The sequence below is a fragment of the Kitasatospora sp. NPDC114501 genome (genome assembly GCF_055633695.1).
In genome coordinates this window covers 38623-58713 of sequence record NZ_JBVKDS010000012.1, presented here as the reverse complement: position 1 = coordinate 58713, position 20091 = coordinate 38623, and the positions used below count along the sequence as shown (strand labels likewise).

At 74.8% G+C, this 20091-nt stretch carries 16 protein-coding genes; 3 read left to right on the top strand and 13 right to left on the bottom strand.

Going from position 1 to position 20091, the window contains the following annotated elements:
• Window positions 1–47: 47 nt before the first annotated feature.
• The 4 genes from ACZ7RU_RS22715 to ACZ7RU_RS22700 all read right to left on the bottom strand — a co-directional run bounded on the left by ACZ7RU_RS22715 (window position 48) and on the right by ACZ7RU_RS22700 (window position 5927).
• Complete coding sequence (locus ACZ7RU_RS22715; protein WP_470342762.1) at window positions 48–1562, bottom strand: pyridoxal phosphate-dependent decarboxylase family protein; 1515 nt, start codon at window positions 1560–1562, stop codon at window positions 48–50.
• A complete protein-coding gene (locus ACZ7RU_RS22710) occupies window positions 1559–3016 on the bottom strand; it encodes a diaminobutyrate--2-oxoglutarate transaminase (protein WP_470342761.1) in 1458 nt (485 codons plus the stop codon). Before ACZ7RU_RS22710 ends, ACZ7RU_RS22715 begins: the two co-directional genes overlap by 4 nt.
• Window positions 3017–3240: 224 nt before the next feature.
• Window positions 3241–3966: a response regulator gene (locus ACZ7RU_RS22705; RefSeq protein WP_470342760.1), complete on the bottom strand. Its 726-nt coding sequence runs from the start codon at window positions 3964–3966 to the stop codon at window positions 3241–3243.
• Window positions 3963–5927, bottom strand: coding sequence for a sensor histidine kinase (locus ACZ7RU_RS22700; RefSeq protein WP_470342759.1), 1965 nt, complete (start codon window positions 5925–5927; stop codon window positions 3963–3965). Before ACZ7RU_RS22700 ends, ACZ7RU_RS22705 begins: the two co-directional genes overlap by 4 nt.
• A 195-nt stretch (window positions 5928–6122) precedes the next feature.
• Between ACZ7RU_RS22700 and ACZ7RU_RS22695 the strand changes: the two genes are divergently transcribed.
• On the top strand, window positions 6123–7538 hold the full coding sequence (locus ACZ7RU_RS22695; RefSeq protein ID WP_470342758.1) for a cation:dicarboxylate symporter family transporter: 1416 nt from the start codon (window positions 6123–6125) through the stop codon (window positions 7536–7538).
• 143 nt (window positions 7539–7681) lie between these two features.
• Here the strand turns inward: ACZ7RU_RS22695 and ACZ7RU_RS22690 are convergent, their stop codons facing one another.
• Together ACZ7RU_RS22690 and ACZ7RU_RS22685 are read right to left on the bottom strand one after the other, a co-directional pair.
• Complete coding sequence (locus ACZ7RU_RS22690; RefSeq protein ID WP_470342757.1) at window positions 7682–8755, bottom strand: hypothetical protein; 1074 nt, start codon at window positions 8753–8755, stop codon at window positions 7682–7684.
• Between the two features lie 45 nt (window positions 8756–8800).
• A complete protein-coding gene (locus ACZ7RU_RS22685) occupies window positions 8801–9523 on the bottom strand; it encodes an RNA polymerase sigma factor (protein ID WP_470342756.1) in 723 nt (240 codons plus the stop codon).
• A 235-nt stretch (window positions 9524–9758) separates the two neighbouring features.
• Here ACZ7RU_RS22685 and ACZ7RU_RS22680 point away from each other — a divergent pair, with 235 nt between their 5' ends.
• Window positions 9759–10130 carry a hypothetical protein gene (locus ACZ7RU_RS22680; protein ID WP_470342755.1) on the top strand — a complete coding sequence of 124 codons (372 nt, stop codon included), beginning with the start codon at window positions 9759–9761 and terminating at the stop codon, window positions 10128–10130.
• A 186-nt stretch (window positions 10131–10316) separates the two neighbouring features.
• Here ACZ7RU_RS22680 and ACZ7RU_RS22675 read toward each other — a convergent pair whose 3' ends face one another.
• The 7 genes from ACZ7RU_RS22675 to ACZ7RU_RS22645 form a co-directional block, all read right to left on the bottom strand.
• Window positions 10317–10889, bottom strand: coding sequence for a GTP-binding protein (locus ACZ7RU_RS22675; RefSeq protein WP_470342963.1), 573 nt, complete (start codon window positions 10887–10889; stop codon window positions 10317–10319).
• Window positions 10890–11031: 142 nt separating this feature from the next.
• Window positions 11032–11508 (bottom strand): DUF742 domain-containing protein, encoded by a 477-nt coding sequence (locus ACZ7RU_RS22670; protein ID WP_470342754.1) that lies wholly within the window; start codon window positions 11506–11508, stop codon window positions 11032–11034.
• Complete coding sequence (locus ACZ7RU_RS22665; protein WP_470342753.1) at window positions 11505–11915, bottom strand: roadblock/LC7 domain-containing protein; 411 nt, start codon at window positions 11913–11915, stop codon at window positions 11505–11507. The genes ACZ7RU_RS22670 and ACZ7RU_RS22665 overlap by 4 nt, the downstream gene beginning before the upstream one ends.
• The gene (locus ACZ7RU_RS22660; protein ID WP_470342752.1) at window positions 11912–14839 is read right to left on the bottom strand and encodes a sensor histidine kinase; all 2928 of its coding nucleotides are present in this window, start codon (window positions 14837–14839) and stop codon (window positions 11912–11914) included. Before ACZ7RU_RS22660 ends, ACZ7RU_RS22665 begins: the two co-directional genes overlap by 4 nt.
• 139 nt (window positions 14840–14978) lie before the next feature.
• A complete protein-coding gene (locus tag ACZ7RU_RS22655; protein WP_470342751.1) occupies window positions 14979–15842 on the bottom strand; it encodes an MHYT domain-containing protein in 864 nt (287 codons plus the stop codon).
• A 329-nt stretch (window positions 15843–16171) separates the two neighbouring features.
• Complete coding sequence (locus tag ACZ7RU_RS22650) at window positions 16172–17578, bottom strand: cytochrome P450 (RefSeq protein ID WP_470342750.1); 1407 nt, start codon at window positions 17576–17578, stop codon at window positions 16172–16174.
• Between the two features lie 119 nt (window positions 17579–17697).
• On the bottom strand, window positions 17698–18765 hold the full coding sequence (locus ACZ7RU_RS22645) for an RNA ligase (ATP) (protein WP_470342749.1): 1068 nt from the start codon (window positions 18763–18765) through the stop codon (window positions 17698–17700).
• 424 nt (window positions 18766–19189) lie between these two features.
• Between ACZ7RU_RS22645 and modA the strand changes: the two genes are divergently transcribed.
• On the top strand, window positions 19190–20044 hold the full coding sequence (gene modA / locus ACZ7RU_RS22640) for a molybdate ABC transporter substrate-binding protein (RefSeq protein ID WP_470342748.1): 855 nt from the start codon (window positions 19190–19192) through the stop codon (window positions 20042–20044).
• The last annotated feature ends 47 nt before the right edge of the window (window positions 20045–20091 follow it).

Here is a 20091-nt window from a genome sequence, read left to right as displayed (position 1 = left end):
GGCCAGCCGACTGACGGCCCGACCGACCGAACCTCCTGCCCGCCGCCCTACCCCGCCCGCTCGCCCGCGACCTTGCGGCCGGCGCCCACCACCTCCCGCAGCAGCGCGCCGACCTCCCCCACCGTGGTGTGGGGGTTCAGCAGGGTGAGCTTCAGCCGGACCCGGCCCGGGCCGTCGCCCGGGAGTTCGGTGCGCCCGACCACCGCCCGGCCGGTGCGCAGCAGCAGACGCCGCAGTTGGCCGTTCACCTCGTCCAGCGCCGCCTCGTCCGTCACCCCGGGCGGCCGGTAGCGGAAGAGGACGGCGGTGAGCACGGGCTCGGTGTGGAGTTCGAGCGCCGGGTCGGCGCGCACGGCGTCGGCGGCGGCGCGGGCGAGGTCGTGGCAGGTGTCGACCAGCCGGCCGAGGCCGTCGCGGCCGAGGGTGCGCAGGGTGACGGCGAGCTTGAAGGCGTCGGCCCGACGGGTGGTGCGCAGCGAGCGGCCGAGCAGGCTGGGGTAGCCGGCCTGCTCGTCGTCGATGGGGTTGAGGTACTCGGCGCGGCGGGCGAGCGAGACGTAGGTCTCGGCGCGGCGCACCAGGAAGACCCCGGCCGCGGCCGGCTGCCAGCCGAGCTTGTGCCAGTCGAGGGAGACCGAGTCGGCTCGGGCGATGCCGTCGAGCAGCGGGGCGAGCCGGTCGGAGAGCAGCGCCCCGCCGCCGTACGCGGCGTCCACGTGCAGCCAGGCTCCGTAGCGGCCGGCGAGGTCGGCGGCGGCGGTGAGCGGGTCGATGGCTCCGGTGTCGGTGGTGCCGGCGGTGGCGACCACGGCGATCGGGGTCCGTCCGGCCCAGCTCGCCTCGGCCATCGCCCGCTCCAGTTCGGCCTCCCGCATCCGCAGTCCACGGTCGACCGGAACGGGGATGACGGCCCGCTCGCCGAGGCCGAGCAGGGCGGCGGAGCGCTGGACGGAGAAGTGCGCGGCCTCGGAGGCGAGGATGCACGGGCGGACGCCAGCCGGGATGCCGTCCAGCTCCACGATGCCGTCGAGCTTCTGGTCACGCGCCAGCATGAGCCCCATGAGGTTGGACTCGGTGCCGCCGGAGGTGAGGACGCCGGCGGAGCGCTGCGGGTCGTAGCCGACCAGCCCGGCGATCTCGACGAGCAGGGCGCTCTCCAGGGCGGTGGCGGCGGGGGCCTGGTCCCAGGAGTCCTGGGAGGGGTTGAGGGCGCTGACCGCGAGGTCCGCCGCGGCGGCGACGGCGAGCGGTGGGCAGTGCAGGTGGGCGGCGCAGGCCGGGTCGGCGGGGTCGGCTGCCCCGTAGGCGAGGAGTTCGGTGAGGCGGGCGAGCGCGCCCGGCCCGTCGGCGGCGGCCAGCGCGTCGTCGACGAGGGCGGCGATCTCGGCCGGGCTGCCCGCCGGGAGCGGTCCGGAGCGCATGGCGGTGCCCGCCTCCAGTGAGTCGAGGACGGTGGCCAGCAGTGGCGCGAGCGCGCCCGGCCCGGCCGCGCCGCCCGCCAGGGCGTCCATCGCGGCGCCGTCGCCGGGGAGCCCGACGGGGTCGGACCCGGGCCCGCTCACCGCTGCCCCCTGCCCGTCGGCGCATCCGCCGGACCGTGCGCCGACGCGCCCGCCGGACCACGCGCCGATCCGCCCGCCGGACGGCTCGTGGAAGCCGCCGTGATCGCCTCCGCCAACCGTTCCAGCACCGCCGCCACCTGCTCGTCCGTGATGGTGAGCGGCGGGAGCAGCCGCAGCACCGCGTCGTGGCGCCCGCCGAGTTCGACGATCAGCCCCCGTGCCAGGCACTCCTCCCGGACCCGTACCGCGAGCGCCGGGTCGGCCGGCCGGGCGCCGCACGCGTCAGGGTCGGCCGCCGGGTCGACCAGTTCGACCCCGAGCATCAGCCCCCGGCCGCGCACGTCTCCGATCACCGGCAGTTCGGCGGCGAGGTCGCGCAGCCGGGCGGCCATCCGCTCGCCGACCACGGCGGCCCGCCCGGCCAGCCCGTTCGCCGCGACGTGGCGCAGCGTCGCGGCCCCGGCGGCCATGGCGAGGGTGTTGCCGCGGAAGGTGCCGGTGTGGGCGCCGGGCCGCCAGCCGTCGTAGTCCTCGCGGTAGACGACGACGGCGAGCGGCAGGCTGCCGCCGATCGCCTTGGACAGGACCATGGCGTCCGGGACGATGCCGCTGTGCTCGATCGCCCACATCGCGCCGGTGCGGCCGACTCCGGTCTGCACCTCGTCGACGATCAGCGGGATGCCGCGTTCGGCGGTGATCCGGCGCATCGCGCGCAGCCAGCCGTCGGGCGCGGGGACGACCCCGCCCTCGCCCTGGACGGCTTCCAGGATCATCGCGGCGGGCGTCACCACACCGCCCGAGGGGTCGTCCAGCAGCCGTTCCACGTAGGTCGCGGCGAGGTCGGTGCCCGCCTCGCCGCCGACGCCGAACGGGCAGCGGTAGCCGTACGGGTAGGGCAGCCGGGCGACCTCGCCGCCGCTCGGCAGCGGTTCCTTGACGGCGACGTTGCCGGTGAGGGCGAGGGCGCCGGCGGTCATGCCGTGGTAGGCGCCGGTGAAGGCGAGCGCGCCGGAGCGGCCGGTGGCGGTCTGCATCAGCTTGAGCGCGGCCTCGACGGCGTCCGTCCCGGCCGGTCCGCAGAAGTGCACTCGGGCGCGGTCGGCGAACTCGGCGGGCAGGCTCTCGAACAGCGCGCTGGTGAAGTCGTCCTTCTCGGCGGTGGCGAGGTCGAGCAGGTGCAGCGGGGCGCCGCTGTCGAGGGTGCGGCGGATCGCCTCCAGCACCACCGGGTGGTTGTGGCCGAGGGCGAGCGTGCCGGCGCCGGAGAGGCAGTCCAGGTAGCGCCGCCCGTCGGCGCCCTCGACGGTCATGCCGTGGGCACGGACCGGGACGATCGGGAAGGAGCGGGCGTACGTTCTGGCGGCGGACTCGCGGACGCGCTGACGGCGCAGGATGGCTTCACCGGCGGCCGGGGCTCCGGAGGCGGCCTGGACGGGTACGGCAGCGAGTGACACGGGAAACCCCCATGGAAGTTAGGTAAGCCTAACTTTACTGCGCTTGACCTGGCAGAATGCCCTCGGGCTCCCAGAACCACCCGAGTGAGTGAACCTCCCCCGGCTCCTCCAACGAGCGCCGCGCGAAAAGGTCACGCAGAAACCCGCGCCCGTCGCCGCCGACCGCCAGGCCCCGCCCCCCGTCAGGCCCCGCGCCGTCGGCCCCGGCCCCCGCGCGCCGACGGTCAGGCCCGACCTCGCCACCGGTAGCAGAGCTCCGGCCGCCCGACGTTCCCGTACTGCGGCTCCCGCACCGCGGACCCGGTCTCCACCAGGTGCTCCAGGTAGCGCCGCGCGGTGATCCGGGAGACCCCGGCGGCGGCGCCCGCGGCCGCCGCCGACAGCCCGGTGGCCGACTCGCGCAGCACCGAGGCGACGATGTCCAGCGTGGGCGCGGACAGCCCCTTCGGCAGGGTGCTGCGCTCCGGCGTGCGGAGCAGGGCGAACGCCTGGTCGACCTCCTCCTGACCGGTCGCCTCGCCGGTGCGCCCGAGGCTGTCGCGGTAGCGGGCGTAGCGCTCCAGGCGGTCGTGCAGGGCGGCCGCGCTGAACGGTTTCAGCAGGTACTGCACGACACCCGCGGAGACCGCCTGCCGGACCATGGCGAGATCACGGGCCGAGGTCACCGCGATGACGTCGGTGCCGTGGCCGGCCGCACGCAGCGTGCGGCAGAGCTGGAGGCCGTGGCCGTCCGGGAGGTAGAGGTCGAGCAGGATCAGGTCGACGGGCTTCCCGGCGGCTCGGGACCGGTCGAGGAAGCGCAGCGCGTCGGCGCAGCTGTGGACCGTCCCCGCGGCGTGGAAGCCGGGTTCGCGCCGGACGTACAGGGTGTGCGCGGCGGCGGCCACCGGGTCGTCCTCGACCACCAGGACGGAGATGCCCGCGGCGGCGGTGTCGGCGGTGGTGCTCACACCAGGGCCCCTTCCTGCTCCCGGCCGTCGGCCTCGTCGAACCGGCCGGTGGAAGTCCCCGGCCCGTCGACCGGCCCTCCCGGCCGTCCGGCCAGCGGCAGCCGCACCGTGAGCACCGCGCCGCGTTCCCGTCCGACCTCGACGGTGCCGCCGTTGCGCCGGGCGGCCTGGGCCACCAGCGCCAGCCCGAGCCCATGCCCGCGGCCGTCCTGCTTGGTGCTCCAGCCGCGCCGGAACACGTCCTCGACCGCACCCGGGTCGATCCCCGCGCCGGTGTCGGCGACCCGCAGCAGCAGGCAGTCGCCGACCGCCCCCGCGCCCTCACCGCCACCGCCACCGCCGCCACTGCCACTGTCGCCTTCGCCGTCTTCGCCACCGCTTCGGCCGGCGCGCTCCCGGGCACCGCAGTCCCGGCCGTCGGCGATCCGCGCGGTGACGGTGACCTCCGGCGGGACGGGGCTCTCGGCCGCACCGGCGATGGCGGCGTCCACGGCATTGTCGATCAGGTTGCCGAGCACGGTGATCAGGTCCCGCGCGGAGAGCCCGGGCGGCAGTACTCCGTCGTCGATCCGGCTGTCCTCGGTGAGGGTCAACTCCACGCCCCGCTCGGCGGCTTGGGCCGCCTTGCCGAGCAGCAGCGCGGCCAGCACCGGCTCGCCGACCGCCGCGACCACCCGGTCGGTGAGCTGCTGGGCGAGCGCCAGCTCGGCGGTGGCGAACTCCACCGCCTGTTCGTGGCGGCCGAGTTCGATCAGCGACACCACCGCGTGCAGGCGGTTGGCGGCCTCGTGCGCCTGCGCCCCGAGCGCCTCGGTGAAACCTCGCACCGAGTCCAACTCACCGCTGAGCGCCTGGAGTTCGGTGTGGTCCCGGAGGGTGATCACCCGGCCGAGACCGGTGCCGGTGCCGATGGTCGAGGTGTTCAGCACGACCACTCGCTCGGCGGTCAGGTGCACCTCGTCCCGGACCGGCTCGGCCCCCAGCACCGCTCCCACCAGCGCCTCCGGCAGGCCCAGCTCCACCACCGGCCGGCCCTCCACCGCGCCCGTCAGGTCGAGCAGTTCACGGGCGGCGTCGTTGCACAGCACCACCCGGTGCGAGCGGTCCAGCAGGACCAGCCCCTCCCGCACCGCGTGCAGGGTGGCCTGGTGGTACTCGTAGAGGTGGCTCAGCTCGTCGGGCCCCATCCCGTGGGTGTGCCGCCGCAGCCGGGAGTTGGCGAGGTAAGTGCCGACGCCGCCGGCCGCGAGCGCGGCCACCGCCACCCCGACCAGGGCGAGCAGCGGACCGCTCAGTTGCTCGGAGATCGACTCCACCGTGAGGCCCACGCTGACCAGTGCGACCACCCGGTGCCGCTCGTCCCACACCGGGGCGACCACCCGCACGGACGGGCCGAGCGTGCCGGTGTACGTCTCGCTGCGGACCTGTCCGGCGAGCGCCCAGTCGATGTGCCCGAGGTAGGTCCGACCGATCTGTTCGGGCAGCGGGTGGGTCCAGCGCACACCGTCGGTGTCCATGACGGTGATGAAGGAGACCCCGGTGTCGGCCCGCACCTGCTCGACGTACGGCTGGAGCACCGCAGTCGGGTCCGGCCCGCCGACGGCGGCCCGGACGGACGGCGAGTCCGCGACGGCGTGCGCGACCGAGGTGACCTGGCGACGGGCGGCGTCCTCGGTGCGCTCGGCGGTGAAGAGGTACGCGAGCACCGCGCCCCCGGCGACCACGGCGGCGACGATCACCACCTGGACGACGAACAGCTGCCCGGCCAGGCTCCGGACCAGCCGCCGGGGCGGGCATCGGACCGGGCGCCGAGGCGCACGGCCGGACAGGCACCGGGCGAGGCGCCAGGCCAGCGGCCAGGCCGGGCACCGGGCCAGGCGTGGAGGCAGCAGCCGCGGCCCGCGGCCCGTCGGCCGGTGCGAGCGGCGGCGCGGGGCGGTGGGGGCGGGGCGCTCGGACATGCCTGCCAGTGTGCACCACGCCGGCGGACGGCCCCAGGGCCCGTCCGTCCGCACCCGTTCGCGGACCGGGCATCCCGACTCCCCCGCCGTTCGTGAACTCTATGAACGCAAACGTGACCTCCGTCACTCCGGGGCCCATAGTCGGAGCGGCCCACCCCCCGGGGCCGCCAGGACTGCACGGCAAGGGAGCCGCAGATGTCGATCGATGAAGCCGCCGTGGCGGCGCGCCCCAGACGCAAGGACCGGACGCACTACCTCTACATCGCCGTGATCGCCGCGGTGGTCGCTGGTGTGGTGGTCGGTCTGGCCGCCCCCGGTGTCGCCGTGGAGCTGAAGCCGGTCGGCACGGGCTTCGTCAACCTGATCAAGATGATGATCAGCCCGGTGATCTTCTGCACCATCGTCCTGGGCATCGGCTCGGTGACCAAGGCCGCGAAGGTCGGCAAGGTCGGCGGCCTCGCCATCGGCTACTTCCTCACCATGTCGACCGTCGCGCTGGCCATCGGCATGGTCGTCGGCAACCTGCTGGAGCCCGGCGGCGGCCTGCACCTGACCGCCGCGCTCGCCAAGTCCGGCCACGCCCAGGCGGCCGCCGGCGGCGCCCAGTCGACCGCCGACTTCCTGCTCGGGATGATCCCCGAGACCCTGTTCTCCGCCCTCACCCAGGGCAAGGTGCTCCAGACCCTGCTGGTCGCCCTGCTCACCGGCTTCGCGCTCCAGGCGATGGGTCCGGCCGGCGCGCCGGTGCTGCGCGGGATCGAGCACGTGCAGCGGCTGGTCTTCCGGATCATGTCGATGATCATGTGGGTCGCACCGATCGGCGCCTTCGGGGCGATGGCCGCCGTGGTCGGGGCCACCGGCACCGCCGCGCTGAAGAGCCTGGCCGTCATCATGATCGGCTTCTACGTCACCTGCGCGCTGTTCGTGGTCGTGGTGCTGGGCGCGCTGCTGCGCCTGGTCGCCGGCGTCAACGTGTTCACGCTGCTGAAGTACCTCGGCCGCGAGTTCCTGCTGATCCTCTCCACCTCCTCCTCCGAGAGCGCGCTGCCCCGCCTGATCGCCAAGATGGAGCACCTGGGCGTCAGCCGCCCGGTCGTCGGCATCACCGTGCCGACCGGCTACAGCTTCAACCTCGACGGCACCGCCATCTACCTGACCATGGCCTCGATCTTCATCTCCGAGGCGATGGACAAGCCGATGTCGCTCGGCGAGCAGATCTCGCTGCTGGTCTTCATGGTGATCGCGAGCAAGGGCGCGGCCGGGGTCACCGGCGCCGGACTGGCCACCCTCGCGGGCGGACTCCAGTCGCACAAGCCCGCACTGGTGGACGGCGTCGGCCTGATCGTCGGCATCGACCGCTTCATGTCGGAGGCCCGCGCGCTCACCAACTTCGCGGGCAACGCCGTCGCGACCGTGCTGATCGGGCACTGGACCGGTGAGCTCGACTCCGAGCGCGCCCGGCGGGTGCTGGCCGGCGAGCTGCCGTTCGACGAGTTGACGCTGGTCGACGCCCACGGTGCGCCCGCCGATCCCGCCACCGCGCCGGACGACTCCGGGACCGACGCGCCCGAGGCCGTCCCCGCCAAGGGCGCCGCCCCCGTCGGCGCCTGAGCCCGACAGCGGCCCCCCGCTCCCCCGGTCCTGCGCCTCCACCCACCCCGGAAACGGCGCCGGACCGGGGGCCTTCGCTTTCCGGCCGACCGCCGCTACGCGGCCCGCCCGACTGGCGCTCCCGGCCCCGCCGGGAGCGCCAGTCACAGCTCCTGCGAGCCGCTGACCACCCAGGCCACCCCGCTGGCCGGGTCCTCCAGCGCGACGTGCAGATAGTGCAGTCCGGCCGACGGCTCCTGCCAGGTGAAGCAGCGCATCCGGGCCACCAACGCGTTCACCTCGGCCCGGCCCACCCCGGCCGCCCCGTCCGGACCCTCCGCCGGCGCCGGACCGTCCGACGTCGCCGAGCCCTCCGGCGTCGCCGACGTCGCCGACGTCGCCGACGCCTCCGGACCGTCCGCCCCGGCCATCGCGGCCAGCGCCCGCCACAGCCCCAGCCTCCCTTGCGCACAGCCCTGCGCCCGGCCCACGGCGGCGGCCCGTACCAGCGCCGGGTAGGCGAGCGCGAACGGCAGGTACCCGCCGACCACCCGCCGGTCGCGGGCCACCAGGGCGGCCGCCGCCGGGGCCTGGCCGCGGACGCAGGCCGTCTCCGCCCACGGCGCGAGCGCGCCCAGCCCGGTCAGCGCCCGGGTGACCCGCGGCCCGTCCGGCCGTCCGCCCGACCGCGCCGCCGGGGGCAGTTCCACCTCACCCAGGCCTTCGCGGCTGGCCGGCAGGGTCAGCAGCGCGCTGCGCGCACCCCCGCCCGGCAGGTACTCGCGCACCCGCACCGCCTCGTCCCAGCCCGCCGCCTCCCACGGCTCTAGGCGCAGCGGCACGCCCTCCGGATCGGGCTCGGCCCCGTACGAGAGGTCCTCGCCGAGCAGCGCCCGGGTGTGCGCGACCAGCCGTCGCACCGGGGACGGACCGAGCAGCGGGGCCAGCCGCAGCCAGGAGTGCCGGGTCGCCAGCACCTCCCAGAGCGGGCCGGCGTCGTGGTCGGCCACCCCGGCGGCCGTCCCCGCACCGCCGTCGCCGTCGAACAGCCGGACGGCCAGCTCCGGCGGCGCCGCATACGCGATCAGGTGGCCCAGCGGCGCCGTCAGCGTGGCCGCGGCCTCCTCGCCCGCCTCCGCCACGGCGGCCACGCGGCCCTCCCGGTAGGCGGCGAGCAGCTCAGGCCAGCGGCCGTCCTCGGCCAGTGCGCGCAGGCGGCCGTCCTCGTGCGTGATCACGATTCGCAGGGTACGGGCCGGAGCGACGGATAGGCTGACTTGCCGTCAGTTCGGTGCGTCGGGGCGATGGTCGGGCACTCGCCGCCGCACCCTCAGCTCCGCTCGCGCTTCCGCTCCCGCGCCCCGACCCCGCTCGCATTCCCGCTCGCGCTCTCGTTCGCGCTCCCGTTCGCATTCCCGTTCGCGTTCGCGCTGGACGACGGCGCGCAGCCGCCCGTGGGCCCGGCGGCGGGTGACGGCCAGCGTGCTGCGGTGCAGCCCGAGCAGTTCGGCGGCCTCGTCGACGCTGTAGCCGTCGAGGTCCACCAGCACCACCGCGCGGGCCTGCTTGTCGGTCAGGAAGCCCAGCAGCCGCAGCACCTCCCAGCGCGCCTGCAACTCGGCCATCCCGCCGGCCCGGGGATCGGACACTCCCGGATCCCGCTCCCCGACCTCACCCGCCTCCGGCACCTCGGGCATCGGCACCCGTCGGCGCTCCCGTCGCCACTGGTCGCGCAGGATGTTGACCATCGTGGTGAACGCGTAGGCGTACGGCTGCGGATGTTCGAGGAAGCGTTCCGGCCGGCGGGCGATCCGGAGGTACGCGTCGTGGACGACGTCCCCGGCGCCGGCCGGACCACCGGCGAGGGAGGCCGCCGCCTGCTGGAGCCTGGGCAGTAGATCCATGAACACCCGGTTGAATTCGGCCGATTGGCCACCGCTCCCGCTGGGACCGAAGTCCCTTTCCCGTCCGCCGCCGCCCACCGTTCGACCAGTGCAATTCACCATGCCGCTCTCCCCGGAATCGGCACCCCGAGCACCCGGCCGCCCTGGCCGCTGGGGCCGTGGACCAACCGAATGACTTGTGACACAGGTCACATCATAGTTCGTCGTCTCACTGTGCGCAGTCATTCGTGTGCAACAAGTCACCAGCCGTACGGCGAGCGGGACTTCGGCTCTCCGCACGGACATCCCGGCGGCCGGGACGCTCCGCCCGACGGGAATCCTCAGCAAGGAGAACCACATGCGAGGTCGCATCGCCAGGAAGATCGCCACGTTCGGACTGGCCGCCACGGCCGCTCTCGGCGTGCTCGGAACCAGCACCCTGCCGGCCGCCGCGGCGACGGCCCCGAGCCGGACCGTCGACCCCGGGGCCGCCGCGGCCTCGAACACCGTCGCGGCCGAGGCGTACCGCTGCGTCATCACCGCCAACTACGGCTGGCGCTGGGAGGGCCACTGCAACGTCTACTCCGGATGGTTGCGCACCATCACCTACTGCGCCGACGGTTCACACAGCACCGGCCTGTGGATCGGCGCGCGACCGGAGGCCTGGGCGGTCTGGGGCAACTGCCCGGGGTCCCGCTGGACGCGGGTCGTGTTCCAGTGGCACAGCTGAGCCGTTGACGGATGGCGGATAACAGATGACAGCTGACAGATTTCAAAATCTGTCAGCTGTCATCTGTTATCCGTCGGTTGCGGGTTGCCCGTCCGCCACCCGCCACCCGTCGCCCGTCGCCCGCCCCTTTCCCGCCGTCGCCCCAGCCCCCGGCTCAGGCCACAGGCTCAGGCTCAGGCCTGCGACTCATCCCACCGGCGAAGCGTCCGCGAGCAGCCGGGCGGCATGCACCCGGCCCGCGTGCTCGACCAGGTTGATCAGCACCTCCTTGCCCGAGGCCCGGCGGCGCGCGTCACACATCAGCACGGGCGTACCGGCGTCCAGGTCCAGCGCGCGGGCCACCTCCTCCGGGCCGAACTCCCGTGTCCCCGCGAAACGGTTCACCGCGACCACGAACGGGATGCCCCGGTGCTCGAAGAAGTCGACGGCCGGGAAGCAGTCGGTCAGCCGACGGGTGTCGGCGAGCACCACCGCACCGAGCGCCCCCTGGGCGAGCTCGTCCCAGAGGAACCAGAACCGGTCCTGCCCGGGGGTGCCGAACAGGTAGACCGCCAGCCCCTCGCGGATGGTGATCCGGCCGAAGTCCATCGCCACCGTGGTGGTGCTCTTCCGCTCCACGCCGTCCAGGTCGTCCACGTCGCGCCCGGCCTCGGTCAGCCGCTCCTCGGTGCGCAGCGGGCGGATCTCACTGACCGCGCCGACCAGCGTCGTCTTGCCGACCCCGAAGCCGCCCGCCACCAGGATCTTGAGCGCGAGCACGGTGCCGTCGGGATCATCGTCCTCGAACGGATCCGACCCGCCGTACGGATCCGACCCGCCGAAGGGATCGGACGGACCGGACAGCCCGGACGGTTCGGCCGCAATGGGCGGTGCGGACGGTGCGGACGGTGCGGACGGGTGGTCAGAGTGCACGGAGTCCACGGATGACCTCCTGGAGGATGCGCTCGTCGGGGAGCAGGGCGGGCGGGACAGGGCGGCGGACCCGGATGAGCCCGGCCGCCAGCAGGTCACCGAGCAGCACCCGCACGACGCCCACCGGCAGGTCGAGGTCGGCGGCCAGCTCGGCCACGGACAGCGGGGTGCCCCGGCACAGCGCGAGGATGCGTGCCTGTTCCGGGCCGACCGGCGGCTCGGGCGCGTCCGGCACGAGCGCCGGGTCGGGCAGCTCCGTGACCACCACGGCGATCAGGTCGAACTGCTGCTCCCCGGCTCCGGTGCGCCCCCGGGTCATCGCGTACGGGCGGACCAGCGGCCCGGCCTCGTCGTCGTACCAGCGGGCCCGGTGGGCGGCGGCGAGCGGATTGCGGGGACGCTCGTCGGGTTCGGTCCTCGGGTGCTCCGGATGTCGCCCCCGGTACGGGCGGGGCACCGGACTCACCGCCCGCCCACCGCCCGCGGCGGGGCGCCCAGGTGTTCCCCGACCCGGCGGACCAGCCTGGCCATCTCGTAGGCGATCAGGCCGAGGTCGGCCCGGGCGGTGGCGAACACGGCGAGGCAGGTACCCTCCCCGGCCGCCGCGACCAGCAGGTAGCCGCCCTCCAACTCGACCATGGTCTGGCGGACTTCGCCCGCTCCGAAGTGCCGGCCGGCGCCCTTGGCCAGGCTGTGGAAGCCGGAGGCGACGGCCGCCAGATGTTCGCCGTCCTCGCGCGCCAGGCCGGCCGAGGTGCCCATGGCCAGGCCGTCGGCGGAGAGCATCACGGCGAAACGGAGCTCGGGGGCGCGCTGAACCAGTTCGTCGAGGAGCCAGTTCAGCTCCCCCGCGCGGTGGGTGGTGGCGATCACGGACGCTCTCCTTCGGATCGGAACGGGGGTTGGTGGTGGCGCGCCCGCGGCGGCTGCGGACGGTCGGCGGGCCGCCCGTCCCGCCGGCCCTCGGGATCAAGGCCGCGCGCCCATCCGTTCTGGAAGGCGGACATCGCGGCCCGCGCCTCCTCGGGACTGCGACCCGCGGCGCCGTAGCCGTCACCCGCGCCGAACTCTGCGAAGGCAGAGGCAGCGGCGGAGGCGGAGAACGCGGCAGCCGTACGACGGCCGTGCGCGGTCGGACGGGCCGGGGCCTCGCGCAGCTGCGGCGCGAGGCTCGCCTGACGGGTCCGGCGCGGCAACTCCTCGGGGCCCGGATCGGCCCGGTGACCGCCTACTCGGTCTGCCCCGTGCCCGTCGGCCCGGTGACCGTCTGCTCGGTGACCCTCCGAGCCGACCCCGGGTACCGGCTCCGGACGGCGTTCCGGACGGTACGGCTCCGCACCGGGCGGCTGCGACGGCCCGGCCTGCGGACGGGCGGCCGCACCCGCGCCGCCGTCCACAGCCGACCCGGTCACCCGGGCGCCGGAGGCCCGGAAGGGGGTTCGGCGCACCGGCCCGGCGTCACTGCCCCGGGCGCCGAACGGCAGCAGCGCCCCGCCCTCCGGCGGCGGCCCACCCACCGCCGGAAGCCCGTCGTTCGCCCTGCCCTGCGGGTGCTCCCGATGCCTCGGACCATCGGCCGGGACGCCACCACCCGGACCGCCCGTCGGCCCCTCGGCGTGACCGTGCACCGACACGAACTCACGCTCGGCAGCGCCTGGTTGAGCCCGCCCGGCGAACGGCGCATCCACCGCAGCGGGTGGCAGCGGCGCCACCGGCTCGAAGCCGTACCGCACGTCCTCCGCCTCCGCCGTCTCCGCCGCATCCTCCCTCTCCGCCGCCACCGGTTCGTCGGCCAGCAGTGTGGTCGGCAGCAGCACCACAGCCGTGGTGCCGCCGTACGCGGAGGTCACCAGCGAGACCTTGACGTCCTGCCGCCGGGCGAGCCGGCTCACCACGAACAGGCCGAGCCGGTCACTGTCGAAGAGGTCGCCCTGCTCGGCGGCGGCGATCCGGCGGTTGGCCGAGGCCAGCACCTCCGGGCCCATGCCGAGGCCGCGGTCCTCGATCTCCAACGCGAAGCCGTTGCCGACCCGTTCGCCCCGGATGTGCACCCGGGTGTGCGGCGGCGAGAACCCGGTGGCGTTCTCGACCAGTTCGGCCACCAGGTGGGTGAGGTCGGCGACGGCATGGCCGACCACCGCGGCGCGCGGCAGCGGGTGGACCTCGACCCGGGCGTACTCCTCGACCTCCGAGACGGCCGCGCGCACCACGTCCACCAGCGGAACGGGCCTGCGCCAGCCCCGGCCGGGGGCGGCGCCGGAGAGGATGATCAGACCCTCGGCGTGGCGGCGCATCCGGGTGGTGAGGTGGTCCAGCCGGAACAGGTCGGCCAGCTCGGACGGGTCGTCGGTGCGGCGTTCCATCGCGTCCAGCAGGGTGAGTTGGCGGTGCACCAGGACCTGGCTGCGGCGCGCGAGGTTGACGAACACCCCGGAGACCCCGGAGAGCACCTCGGCCCGTTCGACCGCCGCCGTGACGGCCGCCCGCTGGACGGTGCCCAGCGCCCGGTGCACCTGGCCGATCTCGTCGCCCCGCTCCACCGGCCGGGGAGCCTCGGCCTCGACGTCCACCTCCTCCCCGGCACGCAACTTCCGCATGGTCGCGGGGAGTTTGCGTTCGGCCAGCTCAAGTGCCGAGTTACGCAGGCCGATCAGCTCGGTGACCAGTACGCGACCGATCTGCACCGAGATCACCAGTGAGGCCACCACGCCGACCAGACCGAGCAGCACGGCCATCCCGGCCGGGGTGAACAGACCCAGGGCGTAAGGGTCCTGGCGCTCGGCGGCGAGCCGTCCGGCCTGGTCCTCGACGGTCCGCAGCGCGTCGGACAGGTCGCCCGCGACCATCGCCCAGCGGTCGGCCGGCACCGCCGCGACCGCGGCCCGTCCGTCGGCGGCCGTCCGCACCCTGTCCTCGTACCCGGCCAGCTCGCGGTGGTCCTGACCGCCGGTGACGGCGAGCAGCGCCTCCCGGTCGACGGGGCGCAGGTCGGCGGCGGCGACCCGCTCGAACTCGCGCCGGGCGAAGACCGCGCCGGAGAACTCCCGCAGCTGCTCGTCGCCGAGCCCGCCGGCCGACTGGGCGGCGCGCAGCAGCGCGTCCTCGCGGGCGAGCAGTTCCCGGGACCGGGCCAGCTCCAGCAGCACCCGCGCGTCCGCGGCCACCCGACCGTCCTGGAGGGGCGTGACGGCGCCGGCGGCGGCGAGCGCCCGGTCCACCGCCTCGCCGTACGCGGCGTACGCCTCGGGCCAGCCGACGCTCCTGGCCAGGACCCGCTCGCGCAGGGCGGGCAGGGCGGCGAGCGAGCTGCCGAGGGCGTCCAGTCGGGCGGCCGCGTCATCGCCCAGGCCCTGGGCGTCGGCCCGGTTGTAGCCCTGGTCGGGGTGGCGGGCGTCCGGGAAGAGCGGGGTGAGCGCCCGGTCGGTGGCCGCCACCGCCTGGCGCAGGGCGCTCTCCCGGGCGGCGGTGGGGGCGCTCGCCGGGGCGGCGAGCAGCTGGCCGACGGCGGTCCGTTCGGCCTGCAGCCCGGCGACCGTCTCGGCGACGGGGGTGAGCAGCGTGCGCTGGGCGTCGCGCTGGCGCAGCAGGTCCCAGACGCCCTGGGCGGTGGTGACGGTGGCGAATCCCCACAGGGCGATGACGGAGACGACCGGGACCATCAGCAGGGCGATGATCCGGGCGCGGACGGTCCGGGGGCGCAGCCCGCGCAACCACGGGCCGGGGCGCGGCGGTCGGGCGGGCGGCCCGGCATGGGCACCCCGACGGGCGCCGGGGGCGGCACCGCGGTCTTCTCGCATGGGTGAGCGGCCTTTCGGACAGGGAAAGCGGGAGGGCTGGACAGCGGGCGGACGGGGGCGGCGACGCGGCACGGAGGTGTGGCTGAGGCGGCGCGGCCCAGGCGGGACGGCCCAGGCGGGACGGCTCAAGCAGGGCGGCTCAGGCGGCGCGGTCGTGCCGCCCCGCGGCGCGCTGCCCGGCCTCCGCCCGGGCGGGCTCACGCCGGGCGGGCCCGGGGCGCTGGGCCGCGGCGGGTGACTCCTCGGCGGCCGGCTCGCCCGCCTCCCGGTAGCCGGCCCGCTCCTGGGCGGTCGGCGAGAGCGCCACGAAGGCGGAGGCGAGGAAGAGGAACGAGCCGAGGCCGACGGCGAGCGGGAAGACGAACTCCATCGGACTGACCCCGCCGAGTCCGGTCCGGGTCGGCTCCAGCCGGACGTGGACGGCGGCCATGCCGATGTAGTGCATGCAGCTGACGGCCAGGCCCATGGCCATCGCGGCGGCCGCGGCCGCGTACACATTGCGGATGGTGACGGCGGCCCAGAGCGCGGCTGTGGCGGCGCCGACCGCGACCAGGACGGACAGCGCGACCGTCCCGGCGTCGTAGTGCAGGCCGCCGTGCATCCGGAGGGCGGCCATGCCCAGGTAGTGCATCGCGGCGACGCCGAGGCCGGTGGTGACGCCGCCGGACAGCAGGGAGAGGCCGCGGTGCCGGCCGTAGCAGACCACGGTCAGGCCGAGGCCGGTGACCAGCACCGCGACCACGAGGCTGAGGACGGTCAGCGGGACGTTGTAGCGCAGTTCGGTGCCGTCGACGGTGAAGCCGAACATGGCGACGAAGTGCATGGTCCAGATGCCGGAGCCGATCGCGGCGGCGGCCGTGATCAGCCAGTTCCGCCGGGCCGGGCCGCTCGCGGCCAGGCCGCGCAGTGCGCAGCGCAGCCCGAGGGCGGCGCCGGCGCAGGCCATCAGGTACGAGAGGACGGGGGTCAGCCAGCCGAGGCTGAGATGGTTGAGAGTGCCCATGGGACCTCCGGTCGACCGGTCGGGCCCGGGGCGGTACACGGTGCGCCCGGGCTCCCCGGGCCGGGCGGACTGCCTACGAATGGCATATGCCAATCGCATGTGCGCTTCCGGCCTGGGGTGCGTGGGACGCTACCGAGGGGCCGGAATCGGTCAGACAAAGATCTGAAAAGCTGCCCGCGGAGCGAGGGCGGTGTGTTCGAATGGTCCGGTCGTGTGCCCAGCGGGCGGTGCGCGTGGCGAACCAGCTCGCCAACTGACAGCGGACAAACGACAGCGAACAGATGACAGAGTTTGAAATCTGTCATCTGTCCGCTGAACTCTGTCGACTGTCAGCCGCCCGCCGTCACCCGGATCCGCATCGGGCTCGCCGCCCGCAGCGTGATCCCCTGGGCGAGCGCCACCCGCCGGTCAACCGCCTCCACCTCGAAGTCCCGCAGCAGCACCCCCAGTGCCAGCACCGCCTCCAGCATCGAGAAGTGCTGCCCGATGCAGGCCCGCGGCCCGCCGCCGAACGGGAACCAGGCGTAGCGGTGCCGGGCCCGCTCCGCCTCCGGCAGGAAGCGGTCCGGGTCGAAGCGCTCCGGATCCACCCAGTGGTCCGGGTGCCGGTGGGTGACCAGCGGCGCGACGACGACCTGCGCCCCCGCGGGGATCACGTACCCGTCGATCACGGTCTCCGCGACCGCCCGCCGCCCGCCCAGGGCCGCCGACGGGTAGAGCCGCATCGCCTCCTTCAGCACCCGGGTGATGTACGGCAGCGCGTCCAGGTCCGCCGCCGTCGGCGCCCGCCCGGCCAGGACGGTCCGCGCCTCCTCCCGGGCGAGCCGCCGCTGCTCCGGGTGGAGCGCCAGCAGGTGCAGCGCGAAGGCCAGCGCGGTGGCCGTGGTCTCGTGCCCGGCGAGCAGGAACACCAGGACCTGGTCGCGGAGTTCGGCCGGGTCCAGCCGCTCGCCGTCGTCGTCGCGGGCCCGTCCGAGCAGGGTGAGCAGGTCGTCCGCGTCCTCCTCGCCGCCGCCGCGCGCGGCCCGTTCGGCGATGATCCGGTCGCAGACCCCGTACAGCGCTTGCTGGGCCCGCGCGCCGCGCCGGTTGGACGGGGTCGGCCAGGTGCGCGGGAGGCGGACCGGTGCGTAGCCGCGCTCCTTCACGTACTCGCCGAGCACCGGGAAGCTGTGGTGCACCACCGCCACCGCCTGCTCCACGTCGGCGCCGAACAGGATGCGCGCGACGGCCCGCAGCGCGAACCGGGACGTCTCCTCCGCCGCGTCCACCACCCCGCCGGGCACCGCCCGCCAGCGCTCGGCGAGCGACTGCGCCTCCTGCGCGAGCGCGTCCGCGTAGCCGTCCACCCGGCGCCGGGTGAACAGCGGCTGGACCATCCGGCGTTGGCGCTGGTAGTCGGCGTCCTGGCTGGTCAGCAGCCCGTTGCCGACGCTGGTCCGCAGCTCGTCGTAGAAGGAGTTCTCCTTGCGGCAGTTGGCCGCCTCGCCGGCCAGCACCTGGCGGACGCCGTCGGGCGAGAAGACTCCGTAGAAGTCGGCCCGCAGCCCGGGCGGACCGGCCTGGAAGCGCACCACGTCACCGTGGTCGCGATGGGCCGCCAGGTAGCTGCGCAGCGGGCGGCGGGTGAGGTCGAACAGCGATCCGACGACGGGGTTCCCGGCCGGGACGGGTATCGCGGAGGTGGGGGCGGGCGCGGAGCCGCGGACGGGAACGGGGATGACTTCGGTGGTCATCGGCACTCCTTCTGTACAGGGAGGTGCCCGCCGGTCCCACCGACGGGCAGTCAGCACCGAAAGGAGCCGCGCCCGGACCCCCCGACGGGCCGACCTGCCCGGCCGGATCCGGACCCGCCTCACTCGTATTCGGTGCCCCCCTTACGGGTCAGATAAGCGTCGCTGACCACCTTGGCGATCGCCCGCCCGCCGAGCACCGGGCTCCACCGCTCGGCGACCGGCCGCACCACCACGCCCTCGCGCAGGTGCAGTTCACGCCCGGAGACGGTCTCCTTGCCCTGGGCGAATCCCAGAACGGTCTCCGGGTCGAACGGTCCGCGCCACAGCTCGGGCACCAACGGCAGTTCCCCGTCCAGCAGTTCGGCCGCCGACAGCCAGTTCAGCCGTCCGTCCACCAGGGCCGACACGTCGAAGGCCGCGTAGCCGGGCCGCTCGGTGCGCGCCGAGGCGCCGTAGGCCAGGTCCTGCACTCCCTCTCCGAAGACCTCACCGAAGATGCCGACCCGCTCGGCCCCGAGGCGCTGCGCCAGTCGGGCCGCCACCGCCGGGATGTCGTACGCGCGCACCGCCCGCCAGTACAGGTTGCGAGGGTCCTCGGCCAGCGCCAGCCCCTGCGCGCCGATGCCCTTGGACGACACCTGCACCTCTCCGGTGGCGGCGACGTACGTGACCAGGCAGCAGCTGCCGTGCAGCTTCTCGGTCAGCACCACCGGCTCGCCCGGCTCGAAGGCGTCGGGGTAGCGCTTGAGGTTCTCGATGTCCACCCAGGGCAGCAGGTCCGGCGCGCTGACCACGTCCCCGTTCATCGAAGTCGGTACCGGGGGCTGCCACTTGACCACCCCGAGCAGCTCGGCGAAGTCCTCGCCGCGCTCGGCCGCGGCGGCCAGGTCGGCGTCGGCGAGCGCGGCGGGCCGGCAGACGATGCCCTGGGACAGTTCGCCGCGCAGCCGTACCGCCTTCACCCGGTTCGCCCCGGCGCCCGCCAGCTTGCCGGTCAGCCCCAGCTCCTCGATCAACTCCTCGGGGAGAACGGACTGTTCGGGGATGTAGACGGCGTGGTCGCCGGTCCGGTACACGCCCTTGGCGACCACCGCCCGGTAGAGGCCGACCTGGGCGAGTTCCAGGGCGTCGGCGTTCGGGTGCTCCAGGATGACCAGCTTCTCGGCGGTGACGCGCAGCGTGGACACGGACGGACTCCTCCCCTTGGTTCGGCCGCGGCGGTGACTCCGACTCGACCGCGTGTACGGACGGCGACCACTCTGGCCGTTCGACCACCGACGGCGCGACGCAATTTCCGCGCGCCCCTGACCACCGATGCCGTCGTCCGTCCCGGTCCCACCCGGGCCCACTTCGGCCCCTCGCCCGACTCACCTCGGCCCCTCGCCCGTCCCACTTCGGCCCCTCGCCGGTCCCACTTCGGCCCCGCGCCTCCGCTCTCCACGGGCCCGCTCGAGCGATCCCACAGCCACCCAGCGGCTCGCGCCTCCCCGCTTGTGCGAACCGACAGGGGATTTATCGCTCGCATTTGCGGCACTATGATCGCCGCCATGGCCGCAGCTGCGGTCGGTCCCTCGCGCCCCTCCCGGCGCGCGCCCCGGAGGGGAAGCACCGATGAGCACTCGCACGCCCACCAGTCGCAGGCTTGCCGCCACCGTCGCCGCAGCCCTCGTCCTCGGCCTCGGCCTCGGCGCCACCGCCTGCGGCAGCGACGGCGGCGCGTCCTCCGGCTCCTCGGCTCCCTCGGACTCCTCCCCGGACGGCTCCGGCGTCGGCAGCGGCGCCCCCAAGGCCTCCGGCACCATCACCGTCTTCGCCGCCGCGTCGCTCAAGGAGACCTTCACCGAGCTCGGCAGGAAGTTCGAGGCCGCCAACCCCGGCACCAAGGTCACCTTTAACTTCGGCGGCAGCTCCAGCCTCGCCACCAGCATCAACTCCGGTGCCCCGGCCGACGTGTTCGCCGCCGCCAGCCCCGCCACCATGAAGACCGTGACGGACGCGGGCGGTGCCGCCGGACAGCCGGCGACCTTCGTCAGGAACACGCTCACCATCGCCGTGCCCAAGGGCAACCCCAAGCACATCGCGGGCCTCAAGGACCTCACCGCCTCCGGCACGAAGGTCGCCCTGTGCGCGAAGGAGGTACCGTGCGGCGCCGCCGCGCAGAGCGCGCTCAAGGCCGCCGGTGTCAACCTCACCCCGGTCACCCTGGAGCAGGACGTCAAGGGCGCACTCACCAAGGTCGAACTCGGCGAGGTCGACGCCTCGCTGGTGTACCGGACCGATGTGCACGCCGATGCTGCGAAGATCGACGGCGTGGACTTCCCCGAGGCCGACAAGGCCGTGAACGACTACCCGGTCGCCGCCCTCGCCAAGGCGCCGAACAAGGGCGGCGCCGCCGCGTTCGTCGCGTACGTCCAGTCGCCCGAGGCCAGGCAGGTACTGACCGCTGCGGGCTTCCAGGCGCCGTGAACGACCGCACCACCGGCTCCGGAGCCAACCGCTCGGACCGGTACCAC

What these genes read in the sequence shown, in the direction of transcription:
- ACZ7RU_RS22700 (WP_470342759.1), bottom strand. Translation starts at nt 5,927, where the DNA reads ATGTCCGAGCGCCCCGCCCCCACCGCCCCGCGCCGCCGCTCGCACCGG.
- ACZ7RU_RS22695 (WP_470342758.1), top strand. Translation starts at nt 6,123, where the DNA reads ATGTCGATCGATGAAGCCGCCGTGGCGGCGCGCCCCAGACGCAAGGAC.
- ACZ7RU_RS22685 (WP_470342756.1), bottom strand. Translation starts at nt 9,523, where the DNA reads ATGGTGAATTGCACTGGTCGAACGGTGGGCGGCGGCGGACGGGAAAGG.
- ACZ7RU_RS22680 (WP_470342755.1), top strand. Translation starts at nt 9,759, where the DNA reads ATGCGAGGTCGCATCGCCAGGAAGATCGCCACGTTCGGACTGGCCGCC.
- ACZ7RU_RS22660 (WP_470342752.1), bottom strand. Translation starts at nt 14,839, where the DNA reads ATGCGAGAAGACCGCGGTGCCGCCCCCGGCGCCCGTCGGGGTGCCCAT.
- ACZ7RU_RS22655 (WP_470342751.1), bottom strand. Translation starts at nt 15,842, where the DNA reads ATGGGCACTCTCAACCATCTCAGCCTCGGCTGGCTGACCCCCGTCCTC.
- ACZ7RU_RS22650 (WP_470342750.1), bottom strand. Translation starts at nt 17,578, where the DNA reads ATGACCACCGAAGTCATCCCCGTTCCCGTCCGCGGCTCCGCGCCCGCC.
- modA (WP_470342748.1), top strand. Translation starts at nt 19,190, where the DNA reads ATGAGCACTCGCACGCCCACCAGTCGCAGGCTTGCCGCCACCGTCGCC.